The 24,726-nt window shown below is 57.9% G+C and carries 22 protein-coding genes; 12 read left to right on the top strand and 10 right to left on the bottom strand.

The annotated features are described in order from the left end of the window. Window positions 1-51 precede the first annotated feature (51 nt). Complete coding sequence (locus ACP4QI_RS12320) at window positions 52-1,668, bottom strand: peptide ABC transporter substrate-binding protein (RefSeq protein ID WP_426495380.1); 1,617 nt, start codon at window positions 1,666-1,668, stop codon at window positions 52-54. A gap of 185 nt (window positions 1,669-1,853) precedes the next feature. Between ACP4QI_RS12320 and mpaA the strand changes: the two genes are divergently transcribed. Continuing rightward, window positions 1,854-2,567 (top strand): murein tripeptide amidase MpaA, encoded by a 714-nt coding sequence (gene mpaA / locus ACP4QI_RS12325; protein WP_426495379.1) that lies wholly within the window; start codon window positions 1,854-1,856, stop codon window positions 2,565-2,567. Here the strand turns inward: mpaA and ycjG are convergent. Then, window positions 2,558-3,523, bottom strand: coding sequence for an L-Ala-D/L-Glu epimerase (ycjG, locus tag ACP4QI_RS12330; protein ID WP_426495378.1), 966 nt, complete (start codon window positions 3,521-3,523; stop codon window positions 2,558-2,560). The two genes, mpaA and ycjG, sit on opposite strands and share 10 nt — an antisense overlap. Window positions 3,524-3,628: 105 nt before the next feature. Between ycjG and tpx the strand changes: the two genes are divergently transcribed. Further along, window positions 3,629-4,135 carry a thiol peroxidase gene (gene tpx / locus ACP4QI_RS12335; RefSeq protein ID WP_285128849.1) on the top strand — a complete coding sequence of 169 codons (507 nt, stop codon included), beginning with the start codon at window positions 3,629-3,631 and terminating at the stop codon, window positions 4,133-4,135. Between the two features lie 108 nt (window positions 4,136-4,243). On the opposite strand, the gene ACP4QI_RS12340 is transcribed toward tpx, so the two are convergent. Then, window positions 4,244-5,299: an AraC family transcriptional regulator gene (locus ACP4QI_RS12340; protein ID WP_426495377.1), complete on the bottom strand. Its 1,056-nt coding sequence runs from the start codon at window positions 5,297-5,299 to the stop codon at window positions 4,244-4,246. Between the two features lie 169 nt (window positions 5,300-5,468). Here ACP4QI_RS12340 and ACP4QI_RS12345 point away from each other — a divergent pair, with 169 nt between their 5' ends. Then, entirely contained in the window at window positions 5,469-8,216 is a 2,748-nt protein-coding gene (locus ACP4QI_RS12345; RefSeq protein WP_426495376.1) for a nucleoside hydrolase-like domain-containing protein, read from the top strand. A 53-nt stretch (window positions 8,217-8,269) separates the two neighbouring features. Here the strand turns inward: ACP4QI_RS12345 and tyrR are convergent, their stop codons facing one another. The 7 genes from tyrR to pspA all read right to left on the bottom strand — a co-directional run bounded on the left by tyrR (window position 8,270) and on the right by pspA (window position 14,034). Continuing rightward, entirely contained in the window at window positions 8,270-9,811 is a 1,542-nt protein-coding gene (gene tyrR, locus ACP4QI_RS12350) for a transcriptional regulator TyrR (RefSeq protein ID WP_106993113.1), read from the bottom strand. A gap of 128 nt (window positions 9,812-9,939) precedes the next feature. Next, window positions 9,940-10,989 carry a TIGR01620 family protein gene (locus ACP4QI_RS12355; RefSeq protein WP_426495375.1) on the bottom strand — a complete coding sequence of 350 codons (1,050 nt, stop codon included), beginning with the start codon at window positions 10,987-10,989 and terminating at the stop codon, window positions 9,940-9,942. Further along, a complete protein-coding gene (locus tag ACP4QI_RS12360) occupies window positions 10,986-12,383 on the bottom strand; it encodes a YcjX family GTP-binding protein (RefSeq protein WP_156263947.1) in 1,398 nt (465 codons plus the stop codon). The genes ACP4QI_RS12355 and ACP4QI_RS12360 overlap by 4 nt, the downstream gene beginning before the upstream one ends. 111 nt (window positions 12,384-12,494) lie before the next feature. After that, window positions 12,495-12,713, bottom strand: a complete 219-nt coding sequence (gene pspD, locus ACP4QI_RS12365) for a phage shock protein PspD (protein WP_142489783.1) — start codon at window positions 12,711-12,713, stop codon at window positions 12,495-12,497. A 14-nt stretch (window positions 12,714-12,727) separates the two neighbouring features. Beyond that, on the bottom strand, window positions 12,728-13,087 hold the full coding sequence (gene pspC / locus ACP4QI_RS12370) for an envelope stress response membrane protein PspC (RefSeq protein ID WP_142489784.1): 360 nt from the start codon (window positions 13,085-13,087) through the stop codon (window positions 12,728-12,730). Then, the gene (pspB, locus tag ACP4QI_RS12375; RefSeq protein ID WP_106993128.1) at window positions 13,087-13,311 is read right to left on the bottom strand and encodes an envelope stress response membrane protein PspB; all 225 of its coding nucleotides are present in this window, start codon (window positions 13,309-13,311) and stop codon (window positions 13,087-13,089) included. Before pspB ends, pspC begins: the two co-directional genes overlap by 1 nt. Window positions 13,312-13,365: 54 nt before the next feature. Beyond that, on the bottom strand, window positions 13,366-14,034 hold the full coding sequence (gene pspA, locus ACP4QI_RS12380; protein WP_231312189.1) for a phage shock protein PspA: 669 nt from the start codon (window positions 14,032-14,034) through the stop codon (window positions 13,366-13,368). A 167-nt stretch (window positions 14,035-14,201) separates the two neighbouring features. Between pspA and pspF the strand changes: the two genes are divergently transcribed. From pspF to ACP4QI_RS12425, 9 genes are all read left to right on the top strand, one after another. Further along, window positions 14,202-15,179: a phage shock protein operon transcriptional activator gene (gene pspF / locus ACP4QI_RS12385; RefSeq protein WP_426495374.1), complete on the top strand. Its 978-nt coding sequence runs from the start codon at window positions 14,202-14,204 to the stop codon at window positions 15,177-15,179. An 88-nt stretch (window positions 15,180-15,267) separates the two neighbouring features. After that, complete coding sequence (sapA, locus tag ACP4QI_RS12390) at window positions 15,268-16,908, top strand: ABC transporter substrate-binding protein SapA (RefSeq protein WP_142489788.1); 1,641 nt, start codon at window positions 15,268-15,270, stop codon at window positions 16,906-16,908. Next, entirely contained in the window at window positions 16,905-17,870 is a 966-nt protein-coding gene (gene sapB / locus ACP4QI_RS12395; RefSeq protein ID WP_142489789.1) for a putrescine export ABC transporter permease SapB, read from the top strand. The genes sapA and sapB overlap by 4 nt, the downstream gene beginning before the upstream one ends. After that, window positions 17,857-18,747: a putrescine export ABC transporter permease SapC gene (sapC, locus tag ACP4QI_RS12400; protein WP_142489790.1), complete on the top strand. Its 891-nt coding sequence runs from the start codon at window positions 17,857-17,859 to the stop codon at window positions 18,745-18,747. The genes sapB and sapC overlap by 14 nt, the downstream gene beginning before the upstream one ends. After that, the gene (sapD, locus tag ACP4QI_RS12405; protein ID WP_231312186.1) at window positions 18,747-19,739 is read left to right on the top strand and encodes a putrescine export ABC transporter ATP-binding protein SapD; all 993 of its coding nucleotides are present in this window, start codon (window positions 18,747-18,749) and stop codon (window positions 19,737-19,739) included. Before sapC ends, sapD begins: the two co-directional genes overlap by 1 nt. Before the next feature lies 1 nt (window position 19,740). Then, window positions 19,741-20,547: a putrescine export ABC transporter ATP-binding protein SapF gene (sapF, locus tag ACP4QI_RS12410; protein WP_142489792.1), complete on the top strand. Its 807-nt coding sequence runs from the start codon at window positions 19,741-19,743 to the stop codon at window positions 20,545-20,547. A gap of 123 nt (window positions 20,548-20,670) precedes the next feature. Beyond that, window positions 20,671-21,459: an enoyl-ACP reductase FabI gene (gene fabI, locus ACP4QI_RS12415; RefSeq protein ID WP_142489793.1), complete on the top strand. Its 789-nt coding sequence runs from the start codon at window positions 20,671-20,673 to the stop codon at window positions 21,457-21,459. A gap of 161 nt (window positions 21,460-21,620) precedes the next feature. Next, the gene (locus ACP4QI_RS12420; protein WP_426495373.1) at window positions 21,621-22,628 is read left to right on the top strand and encodes a CMD domain-containing protein; all 1,008 of its coding nucleotides are present in this window, start codon (window positions 21,621-21,623) and stop codon (window positions 22,626-22,628) included. Window positions 22,629-22,716: 88 nt separating this feature from the next. Further along, window positions 22,717-24,651, top strand: coding sequence for an exoribonuclease II (locus ACP4QI_RS12425; RefSeq protein WP_156263950.1), 1,935 nt, complete (start codon window positions 22,717-22,719; stop codon window positions 24,649-24,651). Window positions 24,652-24,726: the final 75 nt, after the last annotated feature.

Below are 24,726 nucleotides of genomic sequence, written 5' to 3' on the forward strand. Positions count from 1 at the left end.
AATTCGCGCCAGTTCCGGTTATAGCATCCGTTATAAGGAAAACATACTCTATCAATGCTTCTCGATATAGATGGTGCGACTGTATGCCACATCTTCCGGGTTGTTAATCGGATACCCTTTCACCCAGGGTTTGATTAAGCGCCCGTTGGTGTACTGATAGATCGGCGCAATCGGCGCTTTTTCCGCGAGGATTTTCTCCGCCGTATTGTAATCCGCGTTGCGGGCCTTCGCGGTGGTCTCCAGCGACGCCTGATTGATGACCTTGTCATACGCCGGATCGTTGAAGCGGGAAATATTGCCGGTATGCGTGGAGGTCAGCAGCGAGAGGAAGGTCGAGGGTTCATTGTAATCTCCCACCCACGAGGCGCGGATCACATCGAAATTACCGGTGTTACGACTGTCGATATAGGTTTTCCACTCCTGGTTTTGCAGCTTCACATCGACGCCGAGATTCTTTTTCCACATCGACGCCACCGCGATGGCGATCTTCTGGTGGTTTTCCGAGGTGTTGTACAGCAGCGTCAGCTTGAGTGGTTTCTGCGCATTGTAGCCCGCTGCCTGCAGGAGCGTTTTGGCCTGCGCGTTCATCTCCTCCTGGCTCATCTGCTCAAAGGGTGATGGCTCCGGCGTAAAGCCTGCGGTCACGTCCGGGGTGAAGTGCCATGCCGGTTTTTCGCCGGTGCCCAACACTTTCTCGGCCATGATCCGCCGGTCGATGGTCATGCTCAGCGCCAGGCGCACCCGGGCATCCGCCGTCGGGCCTTTCTGGGTATTAAAGGCGTAATAGTAGGTGCCCAGCTGCGGCGGGGTATAAACCTGCCCCGGAATGTCCTTCAACAGCTTCTGGTAGAGGTTTTTCGGGAATGATTCGGTGATATCGATATCGTCCGCCAGGTAGCGCTTGGTGGCAGACGACTCCTGGTTGATCGGGATAAAGGTCACTTTCTGCAGCACCGTTTTATCGTTATCCCAGTAATGGGTGTTGCGCTCGACGACCAGCTTCTCGTTGACCACCCGGTCTTTCAGAATGTATGCGCCATTGCCCACCAGCGTACCCGGACGGGTCCACTCCGCGCTGCTCTCAACGTTGGCTTTTTGTACCGGATAGAAGGCGAAGCTTGCAGTGAGATTGGCAAACCACGGCAGCGGTTTATCCAGCTGGACGCGCAGAGTTCGGCTATCTACCGCAGTCACGCCGAGCTTATCCGGCGTGGCCTTGCCGTCGATAATGGCCTGGGCATTGCTGATCCCGGCCAGCGCCGCAAACCAGGCAAACGGCGACGTGGTTTTCGGATCGACCAGACGCTGCCAGCTGTAGACAAAATCCTGTGCGGTGACGGGGGTGCCGTCAGACCATTGGGCATTCTCACGCAGGGTAAAGGTCCAGGCACGGTTATCGTTACTCTGCCAGCGGGTGGCAACGCCCGGCACCAGCTCCCCTTTTTCATTCTGGTTGACGAGACCTTCGAACAGATCGCGGATCACCTGAATTTCGGGCAGTCCCACCGCTTTGGCGGGATCCAGTGACGCCGGTTCATCTTTAATATGACGCACCAGCTCCTGCTTTGGTGCCAGCGTCGTCCCGGAGGGAACATCCGCAGCAAAGGAATAAGAAGAGAGGCCACACAACCACAAGGCAGAACAAATCAACGAAACCGGATGCTTCATGAGATCCCCTTTGAAATGATGGGTAACGAGCAGATGCGTAATTATTTGTTTCTGAACAGGGAAATGCAAACAACTTCCATCGGAAAGTTGATATCTGCCGGTTTTGCCCTGGAGCTGAAACTATTTGATTAACCGTGTGTTTTGCACAACACTGCCAGTAGTATAACTCTGATTCAGGAACGTCTATGTCCCTTACTCGTCCAAGAACGGAACGTGGCGCTTTCCCGCCGGGAACCGAACACTATGGCCGTTCATTCCTCGGCGCGCCCTTGATCTGGTTCCCTGCGCCACAGGCCGATCGCCACAGCGGCCTAATCATCGCAGGAACTCACGGGGATGAAAACTCATCAATTGTGACCCTCTCCTGCGCCCTGCGCACCCTGGCCCCGAAGTTGCGTCGCCACCATGTGGTGTTAACCGTCAACCCGGACGGCTGTCAGCTGGGACTGCGCGCCAACGCTCGCGGAGTGGACCTGAACCGTAACTTCCCGGCGGCCAACTGGCGGGAAGGCGAGACGGTCTACCGCTGGAACAGTGCGGCACAGGATCGGGATGTGGTATTGCTGACCGGCGAAAAGCCCGGTTCGGAACCGGAAACGGAGGCGCTATGTCACCTGATCCACAAACTGCATCCGGCCTGGGTGGTGTCATTTCACGATCCGCTGGCCTGCATTGAAGATCCCGCGCACAGCGCGCTGGGAAGCTGGCTGGCGGATGCCTTTTCGCTGCCGTTGGTGACCAGCGTCGGCTATGAAACGCCGGGCTCTTTCGGTAGCTGGTGCGCTGATTTAAGCCTGCACTGCATCACCGCCGAGTTCCCGCCGATCTCGTCCGACGAGGCCAGCGAGAAGTACCTGAGAGCGATGACCGATCTGCTGCGCTGGGAACCTCAGAGATGAACCATGCCGGTGGTGTAATGCAGCGCCGGTGAGACGTCCACCGCCAGCCAGGTCGGACCGTCAAGATCGGCAAACTGCACCTCGCCCGCCAGCGGCAAAGCCGCATTAATGGCGCGTGAGGTGCAGAGCATACAGCCGAGCATCAGCGCAAAACCCTGCTGACGCGCCTCGGCAGCCAGCGCCAGCGCTTCGGTGATCCCCCCGGTTTTATCCAGCTTCATATTCACCATCTCGTAGCGTCCTTTCAGGGCGGGAAGGCTCTCACGTGTATGGCAGCTTTCGTCGGCGCAGATGGGTAGCGGGTGAATGAAATTTGCCAGCGCGGCATCGTCACCCGCAGGCAGGGGTTGCTCGAGCATGGTAACATCCAGATCCGCCAGTAGCTGACAGCGGGCAGCCAGTCCTTCGCTGCGCCAGGATTCGTTAGCATCGACAATCAGCGTGGCTTCTGGTACGGCGGCGCGAATGGCAACCATCCGCTCGCTGATGAGATGATCGTCCAGCTTCACTTTCAGCAGGCGCGCCCCGGCGGCATACAGGGCTTTGGCGCTGGCGGCCATCTGCGCGGGTTCGCCAATCACTACCGTCTGGGCGGTCACTAGCGTTTGCGGCAGCGTCATCCCGGCAAGGGCGGCCAGCGGGATCCCCTGCTGGCGCGCGGCCAAATCCCACAGGGCGCAGTCAATGGCATTGCGCGCCGCACCGGGCGGCAACAGGGCCTGTAGCGCTTCCCGGCTGAGCCCCCGCTCCAGCTCCGGCGCCAGCGCCATGATCTGCGCCATCACCGAGGCGATACTTTCACCATACCGCGGATAAGGGGTACATTCCCCTACGCCTTTGACACCCTCTTCCTCTATTTCGACCACCACCACGCAGGCCTCGCTCCGGGTTCCCCGGGAGATCACAAAGGGTGTATGCAGTGGCCAGGCTTCTTCATAAACCTTGAGGGTTCTCATTACTCACTCCTGTATAGCGGCTTCGCGTAAATAGGGTTTGCTGTGTTATTGGCTGATGACATACACTAGCGGCGACGTTAACTATATGTAAACAGGAAGATAACTATGTCACAACTCGTTCATTTCCAGGGCAACCCGGTTTCTGTTGCAGGATCCATTCCTCAGACTGGCAGCAAAGCGCAGGCGTTTACGCTCGTGGCAAAAGATCTGTCTGACGTCGTGCTGAGCCAGTTTGCCGGCAAGCGTAAAGTGCTGAACATTTTCCCAAGCATCGATACCGGCGTGTGTGCCGCATCTGTGCGTAAATTCAACCAGCTGGCGACAGAAATGGACAACACCGTTGTGCTGTGCATCTCCGCCGACCTGCCGTTCGCCCAGTCCCGTTTCTGCGGTGCCGAAGGCCTGAGCAACGTTATTACCCTTTCCACCCTGCGTAACCCGGAATTCCTGGAGCAGTACGGTGTGGGCATCGCTGAAGGCGCCCTGAAAGGCCTCGCTGCTCGCGCAGTTGTCGTGATCGACGAAAACGACACCGTCGTGTTCAGCCACCTGGTGAATGAAATCACCACCGAGCCGGACTATGCTGCTGCGCTGGAAGTGCTGAAAGCATAAAAAAACCTTCTGCGGCGCTGACTCCACACGCGAGCCAGCTCAGCACAAAGCGACATGGCATGAGCCCGGAGAAGCATGGGCTCATGCCATTCATCTGGCAATATAGCTCTAAAGCAACCCTGCACAACGCGCCTTTCGATACTCCACCGGCGTACACCCCATTTCCCGGCGATAAACAGAATACATGTACTGAAGCGACGTAAAGCCGCTTTGCATAGCCACATCTGAATAACTCAGGTTAGTCTCGCTCAGCAAATGTTGAGAGCGTTCAAGCCTGAAGCTCAGTAATTCGTCGTGCAAAGTCTTTCCGAGTGTACGCATAAAGTGCATGTCCAGCGTCGCACGGGAACAGCCCACATGCTCTGCGACCTGAGCCGCCTTAATCCCCAGACTGCCGAACTGGCGGATAAAATAGCGTGCACGCAAAATATAGGTATTCATTATAGAGCTATGCCGGGTAGACGCCTGGGCATTCACCCCCTCGGGTCGCACCACCACATGCCTCTCGCGCAGCGGGGTGCCCGTCAGTTGCCGGTGCAGCATCTTCGCGGCGGTACGCCCCATCTGGTGGGTGCCCTGAGCGACCGAGCTAATGGCAATACGGCTGAGGCTACGCAGCAGCGGATCGTCATCAATACCGATAATGGCGACTTCTTCCGGCACGGCGTAGCCTGCTATAGAACATGCCTGCAGCACCTGCCTGGCCCGGGAGTCGGTCACCGCAATAATGCCAATGGGTTTAGGTAACCTGTCCAGCCAGCGTGCTAAATCTTCAAGAATGTTTTGCCACACCAGGGCGTGTGTCGGGATCCCTTCAAAAATCTCCGCCTGGTGACCGTCCACCTCCACAAACTGGCGAAAGGCGCGGGCCCGCTCCACCGCCCAGGGATTCATAATCGTCGACTCGATGGAGTAACAGGCAAATCGCGGCAGCCCCATGTCGATCAAATGCTGATAGGCAAGCCTTACCAGTTCAACGTTATCAGAGGCCACATAAGAAAGGGAGCGGATCGCAGGACTGTTCATCTGCCAGGTGCCGCCAATACCGACCACCGGCATATCCACTTTCGTCAGCAGTGAGGTGAGCATCGGGTCGTCGAAATCAGCGATGACGCCATCCCCCTTCCATTCGAGCAGACTGGCTGGCGAAGAGCGAAACACCACCCTATCACAAGCCGATCGACGGCTGAACAGGTATTCTTGCAGTTAACTTCATGTAATTAAAAATTAAATGAGCAATTTAGAAAAATCATAAACCGGTTTTGCACCGGACTTATGCCAGGCTGCTTTTCATCCCTGAAGTGTCATAACTATAAAAACCTCTGGAGGAAATGTGGCTGCTCTGAAACTGAAAACAAAAGGACGGCGTATTTTTATGTCGCTGGTGATGCCCTTAATGGTCGTCGTTTATGATGCGCACGGCCAGGCCAGCGCCGCGGTTGGCTCGTCAGCCAGCATCGTAACGCCCAAACCGCGTGTGATCGTCTCCACGGATATTGGCGGGACGGATTTCGACGATTACCAGTCGCTTGTTCACCTGCTCATGTATGCGGAAGCCATGCAGCTGGAGGGGCTAATCTCTTCGCCCCGGGGCCCGGTGCGTAATCGCGTGACTGAAATTCTGAAGACAATCGATCGGTACGCACAGGATTACCCGAACCTGAAAACCTGGTCTGCCGATTATCCGACTCCGGATTATCTGCGGTCAATTACCCGTCAGGGCGGGATGGACTCTGCGCCTCCCGACGGTTTTAGCCAGCCCACCGATGGCTCGAAGCTCATTATTGAAGCGGCAAAGCGCCCTGACCCCCGTCCCCTCTGGATCCTGGTCTGGGGAGGAATTGACGATCTGGCGCAGGCCCTGCACGACGACCCGACCATCAAACAGAAGATTCGCGTCTACTATATCGGCGGCCCGAATAAGAAATGGTCTACTTCTGCGTATAATTACATCGTCCGGCATCACCCGGATCTGCACATCATTGAAAACAACGCCACCTACCGCGGCTGGTTCACGGGAGGGGATCAACGCAATGGCGTCGATGGTGCCACTTTCGTGGCAAAACATCTGAAAGGCCACGGCGCGCTTGGCGATTTCTTTAACGCTTATGGCGATGGCCAGCTCAAGATGGGCGATACCCCGTCGGTGGCTTATGTTCTTGGCCCCAACCCTGAAGAACCCACCCAGGAAAGCAAAGGTGGAGGACGGTTCGTGCGGGCATGGGATCGCCCGATGTACAGTTTTAACGCCACGCCCACCGCTGCCGATGTGGTGGAAACCTACGGTCTGGTTGAGCTGATCGTTCATCCCGACGGCCGTGCGCCTGCGGGGACTAAGGCAGAGCTGGTAGTACCCACCTCCGCCTCGGCAAGCGATCGCTTCCCTGGCTTTGCGGCAGCGGATGGAAGCTGGCACTTCCGTTTCGTCTCCAAAGCCTCCCAGACGTGGAAATACACCATTGCGTCAAACTGGCCCAGCCTGGCAGACCCGATTGGCGGCAGCTTCACTTCAGTTCCTCCTGCGGCTTCCCGGGCGACGCAGCCCTCCGCCCGCTATCCAAACTGGTGGACAGACAATCCCGATCCCGCCCTGAGCGAGGACGTGGCCCCCTTTGGTCCTCAGCACGGGATTAAGACCATAAACCAGTGGCGAGCGACCTATCTGGCCGACTTTGCAGCACGTGCCGACCGGCTGCTGCCTTCTTCGTCTGCAGCAAAAGAGGCCAAACAACGCCTGTTCGTGTTGACAGACATTGGTGACGATCCGGATGACCAGATGTCAATGGTGCGTTTGATGACCTACGCCAACCAGATGAACATCGAAGGGCTGGTCGCCACCTCGACAGGCAAAAATAAAGATCAGGTTGAGCCTGAACGCATCGTCGCCATCGTTAAGGGCTACGGCCAGGTTCGTGACAACCTGGAGCGTCACGAGCCAGGTTTCCCGTCAGCGGAGGCGCTGCTTAAAACCGTTGCCCAGGGATTACCCGTCCACAATATGGCTGCGGTGGGCGAAGGCAAAGACTCGACGGGATCCGAGCTGCTGATTAAGGCCGTTGATCGCCAGGACGATCGTCCTTTGTGGGTTGCGGTCTGGGGCGGCCCGAACGTTCTCGCGCAGGCGCTCTGGAAAGTACGTCACACTCGCACAGCTGAGCAACTCGAACAATTTGTTGCCAAACTTCGTGTCTATGCCATCTCCGATCAGGATGACAGCGGCCCGTGGATACGCAAAGAATTCCCCTCGCTGTTTTATATCGTCTCACCGGGTCAGAACGCCGGAGGCGGCTTCCACCACGCAACCTGGATAGGTATTGGCGGCGACTATTTTCATGGTCGTTTTGCCGGAGCCGATTATCAGTTGGTGACCAACGAATGGCTGGATAAAAACGTGCGCAGCAAAGGGCCGTTAGGCGCAGAATATCCGCGCTGGAAGTTTATGATGGAGGGCGACACGCCTTCATTTTTAAACCTCATCAATAATGGATTATCGGATCCTGAGCATCCGGAGTGGGGTGGCTGGGGTGGTCGCTACGAGCTTTATACGCCACATAAAGAGAGATGGTTTATGGCGCAGGAGACACGCCCGATCTGGACCAATGCACAGGATGAAGTGCTGGGGTTTGATAACCGCTGGCATACCACCAACCATGCGACAATCTGGCGCTGGCGCGGCGCGTATCAAAATGATTTTGCCGCCCGAATGGACTGGACCGTTAAGCCCTACAGTGAGGCGAATCACCCGCCGGTGCCGAAGCTCGATCATCCTGCCACCCTAACGGTGAAAAAAGGCGAACGCGTGCAACTCAGCGCGGTAGGTTCAAGCGATCCCGACGGGGATGCCCTCTCATATGAGTGGTTTGCCTACGCAGAGGCAGGAACGCGGGTGCTGTCGAACGCGGCAACCGGCATTATGTTAGACATTAAAAATGCCGACCAGCCGAAAGCCTGGTTCGATGTGACCGACGCCCGGGTGATGCCACCGGGAACCGGTACGATGCATATCATTCTGGCGGTCACCGATCATGGTACGCCGCGCTTAACCCGCTACAAGCGAGTGATTGTTAACGTTGAGCCATAAATACCCGCGTGGCAGGCATTATGCCTGCCACGTCAGTTCGGTTCAGAGGCAGATTACTCGTCACCTTTCTTCTGGCTCAGACCGTACTCGCGCAACTTATTGGCGATGGCGGTATGAGAAACGCCCAGCCGTTTCGCCAGCTTACGCGTGCTGGGATAGTTACGATAGAGCTGCGTCAGGACCGAGCGTTCAAAGCGGCTGGTAATGTCATCCAGCGACCCTTCCATCGCCTCTTCGCCCACCGCCACCGTACCGGCGTCGTAATCGGGCAGTAAAATATCCTGCGGCCGCAGCTCATAGCCTTCAAGCTGGGTCAGCGCCCGATAGATCGCATTTTTCAGCTGGCGGATATTTCCCGGCCAACCGTAACGGGTAAGCACCGTATTGAGATCGGCCGAAAACTTCGGCCGTGGGATGCCCTGCTCATCGGCAAAGCGCGCCACAAAGAGTTCGGTCAGCGGCATGATGTCCTGCGGACAATCGCGCAGCGGCGGGATATTCAGCGTCAGCACGTTGAGTCGATAATAGAGATCTTCGCGGAAGACGCCCTTCTGCACCAGCTCTACCAGGTTCTTCTGGGTAGCGCAGATCACGCGTACATCCACATGCACCTCATGATCTTCACCCACGCGACGGAAAGTGCCGTCGTTAAGGAAACGCAGCAGCTTGGCCTGCATCCGCGGCGACATTTCGCCAATCTCATCCAGCAGCACCGAGCCGCCGTTGGCCTGCTCAAAGAAGCCTTTTTTGCCTTCCGGGGCGTGGCCGAACAGCTCGCTTTCGACAGCATCCTCCGGGATAGAGGCGCAGTTCAGCGCCAGGTAAGGTTTAGCCGCGCGCGGCCCCGCCTGATGTACCGCATGGGCCAGCAGATCTTTGCCGGTTCCGGTATCACCGGTGATAAGCAAAGGTGCCGCCAGATTCGCCAGCTTGCGGGCCTGCTCTACCACGTGACGCATTTTCGGGCTGACGGCAATAATCTGGCTGAAAGCGCCGACATCCTGACTCGACAGGTTTTGCAGCTGACGTCCCATGCGCACGGTGGAGCGCAGCATAATCACCGAGCCGGTCAGGGTGCGGTCGTCGTTATCGCCCTGCAGGTAAACCGGGGTGATCTCCATCAGGAAATTCTGCCCGTTGATGATCACATGCTCGCTGTGGGTTGACCGCGGATTGCTCTCCAGCCAGCGCTGGAAGTTGAAGCCGGGGATCAGCTGGGCGGCATTGTGACTGCTCAGCTTGTCCTGCTCCTGGGCAAACAGCTGACAGCTCGCCAGGTTGGCCCGGTCAATTTTACCTTTCAGATCCAGAGATAAGAACGGCTCAGGCATCGCTTCCAGCAGCGCGCTCAGGGCCAGATGCTCGCGCTCGGAGGGCATCCACGGCACGGTGCGCACGTCCGTAACGCCAGCGATACGGCGGATTTCAGCCATTAAGCTGCTGAATGTATCGAATGCAATTTCGGCAAAGTTCAGGTAAATCTTCCCGATAGGGTCGATCTCAATGCCGCGCAGATCAATGCTACGCAAAACAAGGAGATCGAGTAACTCGCGAGTCAGGCCGAGACGGTCCTTACAAAACACTTCCAGACGCATGGGAAAATCACTCTATAAGCCAGTAACCCTGAAATGATAAGCCAGATATCGGCGATCGGGAAGAAGGCTGTCAACAAATATTGACAGCCTGTGAAGCGAGTGGCGGAATTATGTGCGAGAAGGAATAGCTACTGCGGTTTTTTGTTGAGCGTTTCTTTCAGCTGGCCGATTAATTCCCGGCGAAAATCGCCCAGCCGTGGTTTATCGTCCGCTGTCCACGGTAGAGGACGGCACAGCTCCATCGCTTTGATTCCCAGCCGTGCGGTCAGCAGTCCGGCGCCAATCCCCTGGGCTGCGCGGGCCGACAGACGTGCGGCCAGATCCTGCGACATCCAGTCCATTCCCACCTCGCGCACCACCTCGCTGGCACCGGCGAAGGCCATATTGAGCAGCACCAGGCGGAACAGACGCAGGCGGCTGTAATAGCCCAGCTCAATGCCGTACAGGGTGGCGATGCGGTTAATCAGGCGCAGGTTGCGCCAGGCGATAAAGGCCATATCCACCAGCGCCAGCGGGCTGACGGCGATCATCAGGGTCGACTCTGCCGCCGAGCGGCTAATCTCCCGCCGCGCCTGACTGTCGAGCACCGGCTGGACCAGATGGGCATACAGCGAGACCACCTCCCGGTCGTTCTGGGTTTCATGGATCGCGGCATACCAGCGCTGCAGCGCCGGATGCGACTGATCGAGCCCGGCCTGCTTCGCCAGTTTTTCGCAAAACGCCCGTCCGTTGCCGGTGCCGTGGCTGTGGAGCAGATCCCGGGCTTCGTCACGCTCGTGCGCGCGCTGGCGCAGTCGCCACAAGCGTCGCCATTCGGTAGCGACAGAACCCACGCCCGCCCCGACGATCAGCGCCCCGGCCGCGCAGCCGCCCAGCGCCACCCAGTCCTGGGTCTGCCAGGCATTGATCGCCCACTGCACGCCCTGCCCCACCACCGTGACGCCGGTCAGCAGCAATCCGGCGCTGACCATTTTACGCCACAGGCTGCGTTTAGGCCGCAGGGCAGCCTCTACCACGGCTTCGGCTTGCCCCTCTTCGGCGGGGAGCATATCGGTTACCACCGGGGAAAACTGTTCTGCCTGAGTCGGATTAAAAGTCTGCGCCGCCTTAAAGGCCTCATGCTGTTCCTGCTCCAGCGTACCGTTAAAATCCACGCGCGGTTTTAAGGGTTCGGTCATCGCAATTTATCTCCAATTAAAAACTCCAGCGCGGCATCAAGGCGAATGTGCGGCAGCGGCTGGTCAACATTCATTGTCTGGGGACGGAAAGCTTCGAACTGGAAGCCCTGCTTTTGCCAGAACGCCTGGCCGGGCAGCCGGGCGGGCACCTCGCCGGGATAGACCGTCAGCGGAGAGCCATCGCTCAGTCGATGGCCGCGCAGCGCCGGGATTTTATCGCCATTGACGTCTATCAAGCCGCTCTGGGTAGCCTGCACCGACGCCAGCCCCAGGCAGTCCATGCTGATGCCTTCAAACGCCGCGTTCTGCCAGGCATCCTGAACCAGCTGTTGCAGGAGCGACACCATATTGGCGTGCTGATCCACCGTGACGTGATCCGCCTTGGTCGCGGCAAAGAGCAGTTTATCGATCACCGGGGAGAACAGACGGCGGAACAGCGTGCGCTGCCCGTAGTGGAAGCTCTGCATCAGTTGGGTAAGCGCGAGACGCATGTCATTGAAGGCCTGCGGGCCGCTGTTAAGCGGCTGCAGGCAATCCACCAGCACGATCTGGCGGTCGAAACGTAAAAAGTGGTTGGTGTAAAACCCCTTCACCACTTTTTCGCAGTAGTAGTTGAAACGCTCGCGCAGCATCCCGGCGTTAGTGTGTTTATCCGCCTGGGCCAACTTCGATTCCCCAAAGGCATCCACGTCCGGCCAGGGGAAGAATTGCAGCGCCGGGGCACCTGCCATATCTCCCGGGAGCACAAAGCGGCCCGGCTGGATAAAGTGCAGCCCCTCTTTTTTGCATTGATGCAGATAATCGGTCCATGCCTCCGAGATGGCCGCCAGCCGGTTTTCGTCGGCGGGTGCCAGCGGATCAAGCCCCTCGCACAGCGTGCGCCAGCGGGCTGACCACTCTGCGCGTTGCCCCTGCAGCAGGCCGGTCATCTGCCGCGACCAGCTGAGGTAATCCTGAGTCAGCATCGGCAGATCGAGCAGCCATTCGCCAGGATAATCGACGATCTCCAGATAGAGGGTGGAAGTCTCTTTAAAGTGGCGCAGCAGCGAATCGTTGGAGCGATAGCGCAGCGCCAGGCGGATCTCGCTCACCCCGCGGGTCGGCGTCGGCCAGGTGGGCGGCGAGCCATACAGCTGGGCCAGCCCTTCATCGTAAGTAAAACGAGGAATGCCAAAATCGCGCTGCGGCACGCGCTTCACGCCAAGCAGGCGCTCTTCGCGCACGGCGCTCAGCAGGGGTAAACGCGCCCCGGCATGCAGATTAAGCAGTTGGTTGACCATTGCCGTGATAAAGGCGGTTTTGCCGCTGCGGCTCAGTCCGGTGACCGCCAGGCGCAAATGACGGTCAACCCCACGATTAACCAGAGAATTGAGTTCATTTTTAAGTCGCTTCATCGCCATCCTGTTCTGCCTGAAGGAATTATTGTTCTGAGAAATATGACATGGGGACAAGGAGAAGGGAATAAAAGTGCCGCAACGGCACGTCCAGCGCTGTGCCGTTGCGGTCTATTTCAGTTTACCGGAAAGACGGTTGGCGAGCTTTTTCAGCATCGGCTCCAGCGCCACCGCAAGCAGCATGCGGACGGGTTTGCGGGCGACAGATTTGATCGCCCACCCCGCCACGCCCGCCGGGCCGTACCGCAGTGCGGTCAGTAAAACCAGCTTCCCTGCAAATTTCAGGCCCGGCTTAACCTGCTGCCCGGCACGTTGCCAGCGTTGATTCATATCAGGTCTCTCAGTTAAAGCTGACGAAAACGGCTTCGCAGCGAGAAGGTATCAGAGGTGACATACCGCTCCATCTCACGCAGGCGTTGTTCACCTGCCGACAGTTGGGCATCCACCGCGTCCAGCAGTTCACTGCTGGTGGGGGCATTTTCATCGCCCATCGCGCTGTCCGGCATCGGATCCAGCACGAAGGATAGAATGATGTAGGCCACCAGGGTAATAAACGCCAGGCCAAAGAAGATGGAGAGCACCGTTACCACGCGCACCAGCTTCACCGGCACGTCGAGGTAGTGCGCCAGCCCGGCGCAGACGCCGCGCACCATCCCCTGCTGGGGGATACGCCACAATTTTTTGTTCAGGTTCAGTCCGGCCATTAACGATCCCTCCAGTTCGGATGTTCCGCATCCAGGATGGCTTCCAGCGCCTGAATACGTTCACGCATTTTATTTGCGTCCTGGGTTAACTGCGCCAGGCGCTGTTGTTCACTTTGCGACAGCTCACTCCGGGAGGAACGGTTGCTGTAATGCAGCCACAGCCAGATCGGCAACACAAACAGCACGAAAATGGTCAGCGGAATGGCAAGAAAAAGCGCGCTCATGTCTACTCCTTGTCTTACGATGAGTGGCGGCGCCAGCCGGCGCCGCAGGTATTATTATTGATTGTCTTGTTTCATTCTGGCTTTCAGCGCGGCCAGTTGCTCGCTGATTTCATCATCGGCTTTCAGATCGGCAAACTGCTGATCCAGGGTCTTCTGTTTGCCAAAGCTGTGGCTTTCTGCTTCGGCTTCCATCTGATCGATACGGCGCTCAAACGACTCGAAACGGGCCATGGCTTCGTCAATCTTGCCGCTATCAAGCTGACGGCGCACGTCGCGTGAAGAGCTGGCGGCCTGGTGACGCAGCGCCAGAGCCTGCTGGCGGGCGCGGGTTTCGCTCAGTTTGTTCTCCAGCTCCGCAATCTCTTTTTTCATGCGGGCCAGGGTTTCGTCCACCAGCGTGACTTCCTGCTCCAGCGTGGCCACGATCTCGGTCAGCTTCTGCTTTTCGATCAGCGCAGAGCGGGCCAGATCGTCTTTGTCTTTACGCAGCGCCAGTTCGGCTTTTTCCTGCCATTCGTTCTGCTGGGCAGTGGCCTGTTCAATGCGGCGTGAGAGCTGCTTCTTCTCAGCCAGCGCACGGGCAGAGGTGGAGCGCACTTCGACCAGCGTATCTTCCATCTCCTGAATCATCAGACGCACCAGCTTCTGCGGATCTTCTGCCTTTTCCAGCAGCGAGTTGATGTTGGCGTTCACGATGTCGGCAAAACGAGAAAAAATACCCATAATTGAATCCTCACATTTTCTGTTATCGGGCTAAGCCCTGCTGCTTAGCTAATACAAATCCCGTGCCAACTTTTTATCTTATTGATTTTACGCAAGGTGATTGCTTTTTCGCCCGTTCCACCCTACTCTCGCTTAGTGAATCACACCAATAAATGGTTAATTTCATCATGGCTGAATTTAAAGATACCTTATTAGGGGAAGCCAACAGCTTTCTCGAAGTGCTGGAGCAGGTTTCAAGGCTGGCACCGCTGAACAAACCGGTGTTGATCATCGGCGAGCGCGGCACCGGGAAAGAGCTGATAGCCAACCGCCTGCACTATTTATCCGGGCGCTGGGACGGGCCTTTCATCTCCCTGAACTGCGCCGCGCTGAATGAAAATCTGCTCGATACCGAACTGTTCGGTCACGAGGCGGGCGCTTTTACCGGGGCGCAACGTCGTCATCCCGGGCGCTTCGAGCGCGCAGACGGCGGCACGCTGTTTCTTGATGAGCTGGCTACCGCCCCGATGCTGGTGCAGGAAAAGCTGCTGCGCGTCATAGAGTATGGCGAGCTGGAGCGCGTGGGCGGCAGTCAGCCGCTACAGGTAAATGTGCGGCTGGTGTGCGCTACCAACGCTAATTTGCCGGAGATGGTGGAGCAGGAGCGGTTTCGCGCCGACCTGCTGGATCGGCTGGCGTTTGACGTCGTCAACCTGCCCCCGCTGCGCGAGCGGCGCAGCGATATTATGCTGCTGGCGGAGCAGTTTGCCATCCAGATGTGTCGTGAGCTGGGGCTACCGCTGTTCCCTGGCTTTAGCCAGCGCGCCCGCGAAACGCTGCTCGATTACCGCTGGCCGGGCAATATCCGTGAGCTGAAGAACGTGGTTGAGCGTTCCGTCTATCGCCACGGCAGCAGCGAAACCGAGCTCGATGAGATTGTGCTCGATCCCTTCAATCGTTCCACACCATCCCCTGTCGCTCAGCCCCACGCCGCGGCTTCGCCCACCCTGCCGCTGGATTTGCGGCAGTTCCAGCAGACGCAGGAAAAGCAGCTGCTGGAGCAGAGCCTGCGGCAGGCAAAATTTAATCAGAAACGCGCGGCTGAGCTGCTGGGTCTTACCTACCATCAACTCAGGGCGTTGCTCAAAAAGCATCAAATGCGCTGACAATATCAGCACTTATCCGCAGACATTTTTACGAAGCAGGTGTAAGTGCGATACACTTTGCAGATCGTCACTAAAAACCTTAAAAATTATGCGTCTGGTTTTCTCGTCCCTGATTGCGCTCGGTCTGTTAAGTAGCCAGGCTTTTGCTGCCCCCGTGCCTGCGGATCGCGCCGATATTCGCGACAGCGGCTTTGTCTACTGCGTCAGTGGGCAGGTCAACACCTTCAACCCGCAAAAAGCGAGCAGCGGCCTGATCGTCGATACCCTCGCCGCGCAGCTGTATGATCGCCTGCTGGATGTCGATCCCTATACCTATCGCCTGGTGCCGGAGCTGGCCGAGAGCTGGGAAGTCTTAGACAACGGCGCGACCTACCGTTTTCGTCTGCGCGATGATGTGAACTTCCAGACCACGCCGTGGTTTAAACCCACCCGCAAACTCAATGCGGATGACGTGGTCTTTACCTTCCAGCGCATTTTTAACCGCGACCATGCGTGGCACTACGTCAACGGCGGCAGCTTCCCCTACTTCGACAGCCTGCAGTTTGCCGATACGGTGAAAAACGTACGCAAGCTGGATAACCGCACGGTGGAGTTCACCCTCGCCCGTCCGGATGCCTCCTTCCTGTGGCATCTGGCAACGCACTATGCGTCGGTGATGTCCTCCGAATATGCCACCCAGCTGACCCTGCAGGACAAACAGGAGCAGATGGACCGCCAGCCGGTGGGCACCGGACCGTTCCAGATCGCAGAATATCGCGCCGGGCAGTATGTGCGCCTGCAACGCCATGAGAAATTCTGGCGCGGCAAACCGCTGATGCCCCAGGTGGTGGTGGATTTAGGCTCCGGCGGAACAGGCCGTTTATCGAAGCTGCTCACCGGCGAGTGCGATGTGCTGGCCTGGCCCGCAGCCAGCCAGCTGACTATACTGCGCGACGATCCGCGTCTGCGCCTGACGCTGCGCCCGGGAATGAACATTGCCTATCTGGCGTTTAATACCAATAAGCCGCCGCTGAACAACCCGGCGGTGCGTCACGCCCTGGCGCTGGCGATCAATAACCAGCGTCTGATGCAGTCCATCTATTACGGTACCGCAGAGACCGCCGCATCAATCCTGCCCCGCGCCTCGTGGGCTTACGATAGCGAGGCTAAAATTACTGAATACAACCCGGATAAATCACGCGAGCAGCTCAAGGCGCTGGGGGCGGAGAACCTCACCCTGCAACTGTGGGTGCCCACCAGCTCCCAGGCATGGAACCCGAGTCCGCTGAAAACCGCCGAGCTGCTGCAGGCCGACCTCGCCCAGGTGGGGGTCAAGGTGGTGATTATCCCGGTGGAAGGCCGTTTTCAGGAGGCGCGCCTGATGGACATGAACCATGATTTAACCCTTGCCGGCTGGGCAACCGACAGTAACGACCCGGACAGTTTCTTCCGGCCGCTGCTGAGCTGCGCGGCGATCGATTCGCAGACCAACTACGCCCACTGGTGCCACCGCGAGTTTGACGACATTCTGCGCAAAGCGCTGTCTACTCAGCAGCTGGCGGCGCGAATCGATGCTTATGATGAAGCGCAAATGATTCTGGCTAAAGAGCTGCCGGTGCTGCCGCTGGCCTCTTCCCTGCGTCTGCAGGCGTACCGTTACGATATTAAAGGCCTGGTGCTCAGTCCGTTTGGTAACGCGTCCTTTGCCGGCGTTTCCCGTGAGAATCAAGAAGAGGTGAAAAAACCGTGATTATTTTTACCTTACGTCGGCTGCTGTTGTTGCTGATCACCCTCTTCTTTCTGACTTTTGTCGGCTTCAGCCTGAGCTATTTCACCCCCCATGCACCGCTGCAGGGAGCCTCTCTGTGGAATGCATGGTGGTTCTGGTTTGAAGGCGTGTTGCACTGGGACTTCGGTGTCTCCAGTATTAACGGCCAGCCGATCGCCGAGCAGCTGAAAGAGGTGTTCCCTGCGACCATGGAGCTGTGCATTCTGGCATTCGGCTTTGCGCTGGTGGTCGGGATCCCGGTCGGGATGCTGGCCGGTATCACCCGCAACAAGTGGCAGGATAAACTTATCAGCGCCATCGCCCTGCTCGGCTTTTCAGTACCGGTATTCTGGCTGGCGCTGTTGCTGACGCTCTTTTTCTCGCTCACGCTTGGCTGGTTGCCGGTGTCCGGGCGTTTCGACCTGCTGTATGCGGTGAAGACGGTCACCGGTTTCGCGATTATTGACGCCTGGCTCTCAGATTCGGTCTGGCGGCATGAGATGATTATCAGCGCCGTGCGCCACATGGTGTTGCCGGTGCTGGCGCTGGCCGTGGCGCCGACGACTGAGGTCATTCGCCTGATGCGCATCAGCACCATTGAGGTGTTTGATCAGAACTATGTTAAAGCCGCTGCCACGCGCGGGCTGTCGCGGCTGACGATTTTACGCCGCCATGTCCTGCATAACGCCCTGCCGCCGGTGATCCCGCGTCTTGGCCTGCAGTTCTCCACCATGTTGACGCTGGCGATGATTACCGAGATGGTCTTTAGCTGGCCGGGTCTGGGGCGCTGGCTGATCAACGCCATCCGCCAGCAGGACTACGCCGCCATCTCCGCTGGGGTGATGGTGATTGGCGCCCTGGTGATTATTGTTAACGTGATATCCGATATTTTGGGCGCTATGGCTAACCCGCTGAAACATAAGGAATGGTATGCCTTACGATAGCGTATACAGTGAAAAGCGCACGCCCGGCGCGTTGCGCACCGCATGGCGTAACTTCTACGGCGACGCCACGGCAATGATCGGCCTGTACGGCTGCGGCGGCCTGGTGCTGCTCTGCATCCTGGGCTCCTGGTTTGCCCCCTACGGCATCGACCAGCAGTTTCTTGGCTATCAGCTGTTACCCCCCTCCTGGTCGCGTTACGGCGAAGTCTCCTTCTTCCTCGGTACCGATGACCTCGGCCGCGATGTTTTAAGCCGCCTGCTGAGCGGCGCGGCACCCACGGTGGGCGGCGCCTTTGTGGTCACCCTGGCGGCCACCCTGTGCGGTCTGGGGCTGGGCATTGTCGCCGGGGCGACCCACGGCCTGCGTTCGGCGGTCACTAACCATATTCTCGATACCCTGCTGTCGATTCCGTCGCTGCTGCTGGCAATCATCGTGGTGGCGTTCTCGGGGCCACACCTGATCCACGCCATGTTTGCGGTGTGGCTGGCGCTGCTGCCGCGCATGGTGCGCTCGGTCTACAGCCTGGTTCACGATGAGCTGGAAAAAGAGTATGTGGTTGCCGCTCGTCTGGATGGCGCCACCACCTTAAACATTCTGTGGTTCGCAGTGCTGCCCAATATCGCCTCCGGGATGGTCACCGAGATCACTCGCGCCCTGTCGATGGCGATCCTCGATATCGCTGCGCTCGGGTTTCTCGATCTGGGCGCGCAGCTCCCTTCTCCGGAATGGGGGGCAATGCTGGGCGACGCGCTGGAGCTAATCTACGTAGCACCCTGGACGGTGATGCTGCCGGGCGCGGCGATCATGATTAGCGTGCTGCTGGTTAACCTGCTTGGCGACGGCATTCGTCGCGCCATTGTGGCGGGGGTGGAATAATGCCGTTACTGGATATTCGCAATCTGACGATTGAATTTAAAACCGGCGAAGGCTGGGTGAAAGCGGTGGATCGGGTCAGCATTACCCTGAGCGAAGGCGAGATCCGCGGCCTGGTGGGCGAGTCGGGTTCGGGCAAGAGCTTAATTGCCAAAGCGATCTGCGGCGTGGCGAAAGATAACTGGCGCGTCACCGCTGACCGCATGCGCTTTGACGATATCGACCTGCTGCGCCTCTCCGTTCGCGAGCGACGCAAGCTGGTAGGCCACAACGTGTCGATGATTTTTCAGGAGCCGCAATCCTGTCTCGATCCGTCGGAACGGGTAGGCAAACAGCTGATGCAGAACATTCCCGCCTGGACCTATAAAGGCCGCTGGTGGCAGCGTTTTGGCTGGCGTAAACGCCGGGCCATCGAGCTGCTGCACCGGGTGGGGATCAAGGATCATAAAGATGCCATGCGCAGCTTCCCCTATGAGCTGACCGACGGCGAGTGTCAGAAAGTGATGATCGCCATTGCGCTCGCCAACCAGCCGCGCCTGCTGATTGCTGACGAACCGACCAACGCGATGGAGCCCACCACCCAGGCGCAAATTTTCCGCCTGCTCACTCGGCTTAACCAGAACAACAACACCACCATTTTGCTGATCAGCCATGACCTGCAGATGCTGAGCAAATGGGCGGATAAGATTGACGTGATGTACTGCGGTCAGACCGTGGAAACCGCCGGTAGCGAGGAGCTGGTGACCATGCCGCATCACCCCTATACCCAGGCGCTGATCCGCGCGATCCCTGATTTCGGCAACTCCATGCCGCATAAAAGCCGCCTCAATACCCTGCCGGGGGCGATCCCGCTGCTGGAACATTTGCCGATCGGCTGTCGCCTCGGGCCGCGCTGCCCGTATGCGCAGCGGAAATGCATTGAAACCCCGCGCCTGGCCGGACCGAGGAACCATTTGTTTGCCTGCCATTTCCCGCTGAACATGGAGAAAGAGTGACATGGTCGAAACCTTGCTGGAAGTGCGCAACCTGAGTAAGACCTTTCGCTACCGTACCGGTTTGTTCCGCCGCCAGACCGTCGAAGCGGTGAAACCGCTGAGCTTTACCCTGCGGGAAAAGCAGACCCTGGCCATCATCGGTGAGAACGGTTCAGGGAAATCGACGCTGGCGAAAATGCTGGCCGGGATGATCGAACCCTCCGATGGTGAAGTATTGATTGACGACCATTTGCTGAAATTTGGTGATTACTCGTTCCGCAGTCAGCGGATCCGCATGATTTTTCAGGATCCGTCGACGTCGCTGAACCCGCGCCAGCGTATCTCGCAGATCCTCGATTTTCCGCTACGTCTGAATACCGATCTTGAGTTTGAAGCGCGGCGTAAGCAGATTATTGAAACCCTGCGAATGGTCGGGCTGCTGCCGGATCACGTCAGTTACTATCCACACATGCTGGCCCCGGGGCAGAAACAGCGTCTCGGCCTTGCCCGCGCGCTGATCCTGCGGCCAAAGGTGATCATCGCTGACGAAGCGCTGGCCTCGCTGGATATGTCGATGCGTTCACAGTTAATCAACCTGATGCTGGAGTTACAGGAGAAACAGGGTATTTCGTATATCTACGTGACCCAGCATCTGGGGATGATGAAGCACATCAGCGATCAGGTGCTGGTGATGCATGAAGGCTCGGTGGTGGAGCGCGGCAGTACCGCATCGGTGCTGGCCTCGCCGCTTCACGATCTGACAAAACGTTTAATTGCCGGCCATTTTGGCGAAGCCTTAACCGCCGATGCCTGGCGAAAAGATCGCTGACCTGCCCCTGTATGGAGTGGTCGGATTAACACTGTACGCGACACATGCTATTATCGCCGCGTTTTAACGACGGTTGTCCAACAGATGACAGCCGCCACAACAATGAATATAAGGATTAGAGCTATGGGTTTTCTTTCCGGTAAGCGCATTCTGGTGACTGGCGTTGCCAGCAAACTGTCCATCGCATACGGTATCGCACAGGCGATGCATCGCGAAGGCGCTGAGCTGGCATTCACCTACCAGAACGACAAGCTGAAAGGCCGCGTAGAAGAGTTTGCCGCGCAGCTGGGTTCCAGCATTATTCTGGAATGCGACGTTGCACAAGATGAAAGCATCGACGGCATGTTCGCTGAGCTGGCAAAAACCTGGCCGAAATTTGACGGTTTCGTTCACTCCATCGGTTTTGCACCGGGCGACCAGCTGGATGGCGACTACGTGAACGCGGTCACCCGTGAAGGCTTCAAAATTGCTCACGACATCAGCTCCTACAGCTTTGTGGCGATGGCAAAATCCTGCCGCACCATGCTGAACCCGGGCGCAGCCCTGCTGACGCTCTCCTACCTGGGTGCTGAGCGCGCTATCCCGAACTACAACGTAATGGGCCTGGCAAAAGCCTCTCTGGAAGCAAACGTGCGCTATATGGCGAACGCGATGGGTCCTGAAGGCGTGCGCGTGAATGGTATCTCTGCGGGTCCAATCCGTACCCTGGCCGCTTCCGGCATCAAAGACTTCCGTAAAATGCTGGCGCATTGCGAAGCGGTTACCCCAATCCGTCGCACCGTCACCATCGAAGACGTGGGTAACTCCGCGGCGTTCCTGTGCTCTGACCTCTCGGCTGGCATCTCCGGCGAAGTGGTTCACGTTGACGGCGGTTTCAACATCGCTGCAATGAACGAGCTGGAAATCAAATAAGTTCGTCACCTTCCCGCTGCGGCGGGAAGGTTTGCCTGCCGTTCCATCCCGTTTTCCTCCTCGTTATTCCGTTCCGCTATTTGTTATCACCTAACAATATTTTTCCGCTTATCCGCCTTACGCCAGGATATTGATCGCCATTTTGAGATCAAGGAACGCACATGGAACAACGCCGTATTTCTGGCAAAGGCCACTGGTATCACGAGACCCAGTCCAGTAGCAGCCCGACGGAAGTCCTGCCTTTGGTTCCCGAAGCCGCACAGGTCGCGGATCGTTTTTTGCTGAACCTCACTTTACCGACAACGCTGCTGGCGGCCTGCGAACGCTGGTTAATCCCGGCCCGGGCGCTGTGTGACCTCTTTTTCCCGCGCGCCGTGCCGGTAAATCGCCTGCGCACGCTCAGCGCGTACGACCGATTCAGCACCGCCCTGACCGTGGCGCAGGTGTGCGGCGTGCAGCGTCTGTGTAATCACTACGCTGCGCTTCTCGCCCCGCTCCCCGGCCCTGACTCCTCTCGTGAAAGTAATCGCCGCCTCGCCCAGATCACCCAGTATGCCCGCCAGCTTGCCAGCTCGCCTGACGTGATCGACGGCAAGGCGCAGCAGGAGCTCGATGAGGTGGGCCTGACGGTGTATGACATCGTGACCATCAACCAGATTATCGGCTTTGTCGGTTTTCAGGCGCGGGTTGTCGCAGTGTTTCAGGCCCTGCTCGGGCACCCTGTCCGCTGGCTACCCGGACACCACATCCCCCCGCATGCCCTGATTGATGATAATGAGCTGAACATGGACGCCTGGGAGTCTGTCGTGCCAGGCGTTGAGCAACGGAACGCCAGCGCGCAGCAGCTGGCATCCCTTGAACGCTGGCAGGCCGAGCCGCTATTGCAGCAGCTTACGCCGGTGCTGTGCCATGAACCGGCGATCCTCGATTACACGGGGGAAATTCTGGTCAGCGGCATCCATAACGCGCAACCAGCCGATGCGCCAGATGAGGCGGTAAAACGCGCCGTAGAACAGCTGGCGCGCTCCCCGGATCGGTTCAGCGCCGCGCAGTTTACCCCGCTGACGGATGAGGGTCTTCCCCCGGCTCAGGCTATCAACCTGCTGACCTGGAGCGCTTTTTGCGGCTGGCTGAACCGTCTGAAAATCGCCATTGGCAGAGGCGAATAACCCTACTCATTACCTAAAGAGCGCTTGCCGTAACAGTGAGATTCGCGTAAAACTGTCAGCCGCTCAATGGCTACGAAAATAGATCACTATGCTCCAGGACAACCCGCTGCTAGCGCAGCTTAAACAGCAACTGCATTCCCAGACGCCACGTGCTGAAGGGGTCGTAAAAGCCACGGAAAAAGGCTTTGGCTTCCTTGAAGTCGATGCACAGAAAAGTTACTTCATTCCGCCTCCGCAGATGAAGAAAGTGATGCACGGCGATCGTATTACTGCCGTGATCCATAGCGAAAAGGATCGTGAATCTGCCGAGCCTGAAGCGTTGATCGAACCGTTCCTGACCCGCTTTGTGGGTAAGGTGCTGCGTAAAGATGACCGTCTGTCCATCATTCCGGACCATCCCCTGCTGAAAGACGCCATCCCTTGCCGCGCCGAGCGCGGGGTCGCACATGATTTTAAAGAAGGTGACTGGGCCGTGGCTGAAATGCGCCGTCACCCTCTCAAGGGCGACCGCGGTTTTTATGCCGAGCTGACCCAGTTTATTACCTTCGGCGACGACCATTTCGTGCCATGGTGGGTCACGCTGGCACGCCATAATCTGGAAAAAGAAGCGCCAGAAGGTGCAGCGACGGAGATGCTGGACGAAGGTCTGACGCGTCGCGATCTCACCGCCCTCAATTTTGTGACCATCGACAGCGCCAGCACCGAAGATATGGACGATGCGCTGTATGTGGAAGAGCAGGCTGACGGCAAGCTGCTGTTAACCGTGGCCATTGCCGATCCTACGGCCTGGATTGCTGAAGGCACGCCGCTGGATGACTCTGCTAAAATTCGCGCCTTCACCAACTATCTGCCGGGCTTCAACATCCCGATGCTTCCGCGCGAATTGTCTGACGACTTGTGCTCACTGCGCGCTAACGAAGTCCGTCCGGTTCTCGCCTGCCGCATGACCATCGCCACCGATGGCACCATCGAAGAGAACATCGAATTCTTTGCAGCCACCATCGAGTCAAAAGCCAAGCTGGTGTATGACGAAGTGTCTGACTGGCTGGAAAATAGCGGTAGCTGGCAGCCTGCAAATGACGCCATTGCTGAACAGATCCGTCTGTTACAGCGCGTCTGCCTGAGCCGCAGCGAGTGGCGTAAGACCCACGCGCTTGTGTTCAAGGATCGCCCTGACTACCGCTTCATTCTCGGTGAAAAAGGTGAAGTGCTGAATATTGTTGCCGAACCGCGTCGCATTGCTAACCGCATTGTTGAAGAGTCGATGATTGCGGCCAACATCTGTGCAGCCCGCGTACTGCGCGACAAACTCGGTTTCGGTATTTATAACGTGCACACCGGCTTCGACCCGGCGAACAGCGAGGCGCTGGCCGCCCTGCTGAAGACTCATGACGTACACGTCGACCCGCAGGAAGTCCTGACGCTGAACGGCTTCTGCAAGCTGCGTCGTGAGCTGGATGCACAGCCGTCCGGCTTCCTCGATAGCCGCATCCGTCGTTTCCAGTCTTTCGCTGAGATCAGCACCGAACCTGGCCCGCATTTTGGCCTGGGTCTGGAAGCCTATGCGACCTGGACATCCCCGATCCGTAAGTATGGCGATATGGTTAACCACCGCCTGCTGAAAGCGATCGTCAAAGGGGAAACCATCGCCCGTCCGCAGGACGAAACCACCGTGCAGATGGCAGAGCGTCGTCGTCTTAACCGCATGGCGGAGCGCGACGTCGGTGACTGGCTGTATGCCCGCTTCCTGAAAGACAAAGCCGGGACTGATGCCCGTTTTGCGGCCGAAATCATCGATATCAGCCGCGGCGGCATGCGTGTTCGTCTGGTGGATAACGGCGCCGTGGCCTTTATTCCGGCCCCGTTCCTGCACGCCGTGCGTGACGAACTGGTTTGCAGCCAGGAAAACGGCACCGTTCAGATTAAAGGTGAAGTGGCCTATAAGGTGACTGAGGTTATCGACGTCACTATCGCTGAAGTACGCATGGAAACACGCAGCGTTATTGCCCGCCCTGCCGTCTGAATGTCGCCTGCTGAAAAGTCGGATCCACCCACGCCGGGTGATCCGACTTTTTTATTACCTCTAAAACCTCATACT

The sequence above is a fragment of the Leclercia sp. TB492 genome, from assembly GCF_049974505.2.
GTDB lineage: Bacteria > Pseudomonadota > Gammaproteobacteria > Enterobacterales > Enterobacteriaceae > Enterobacter > Enterobacter adecarboxylatus_C.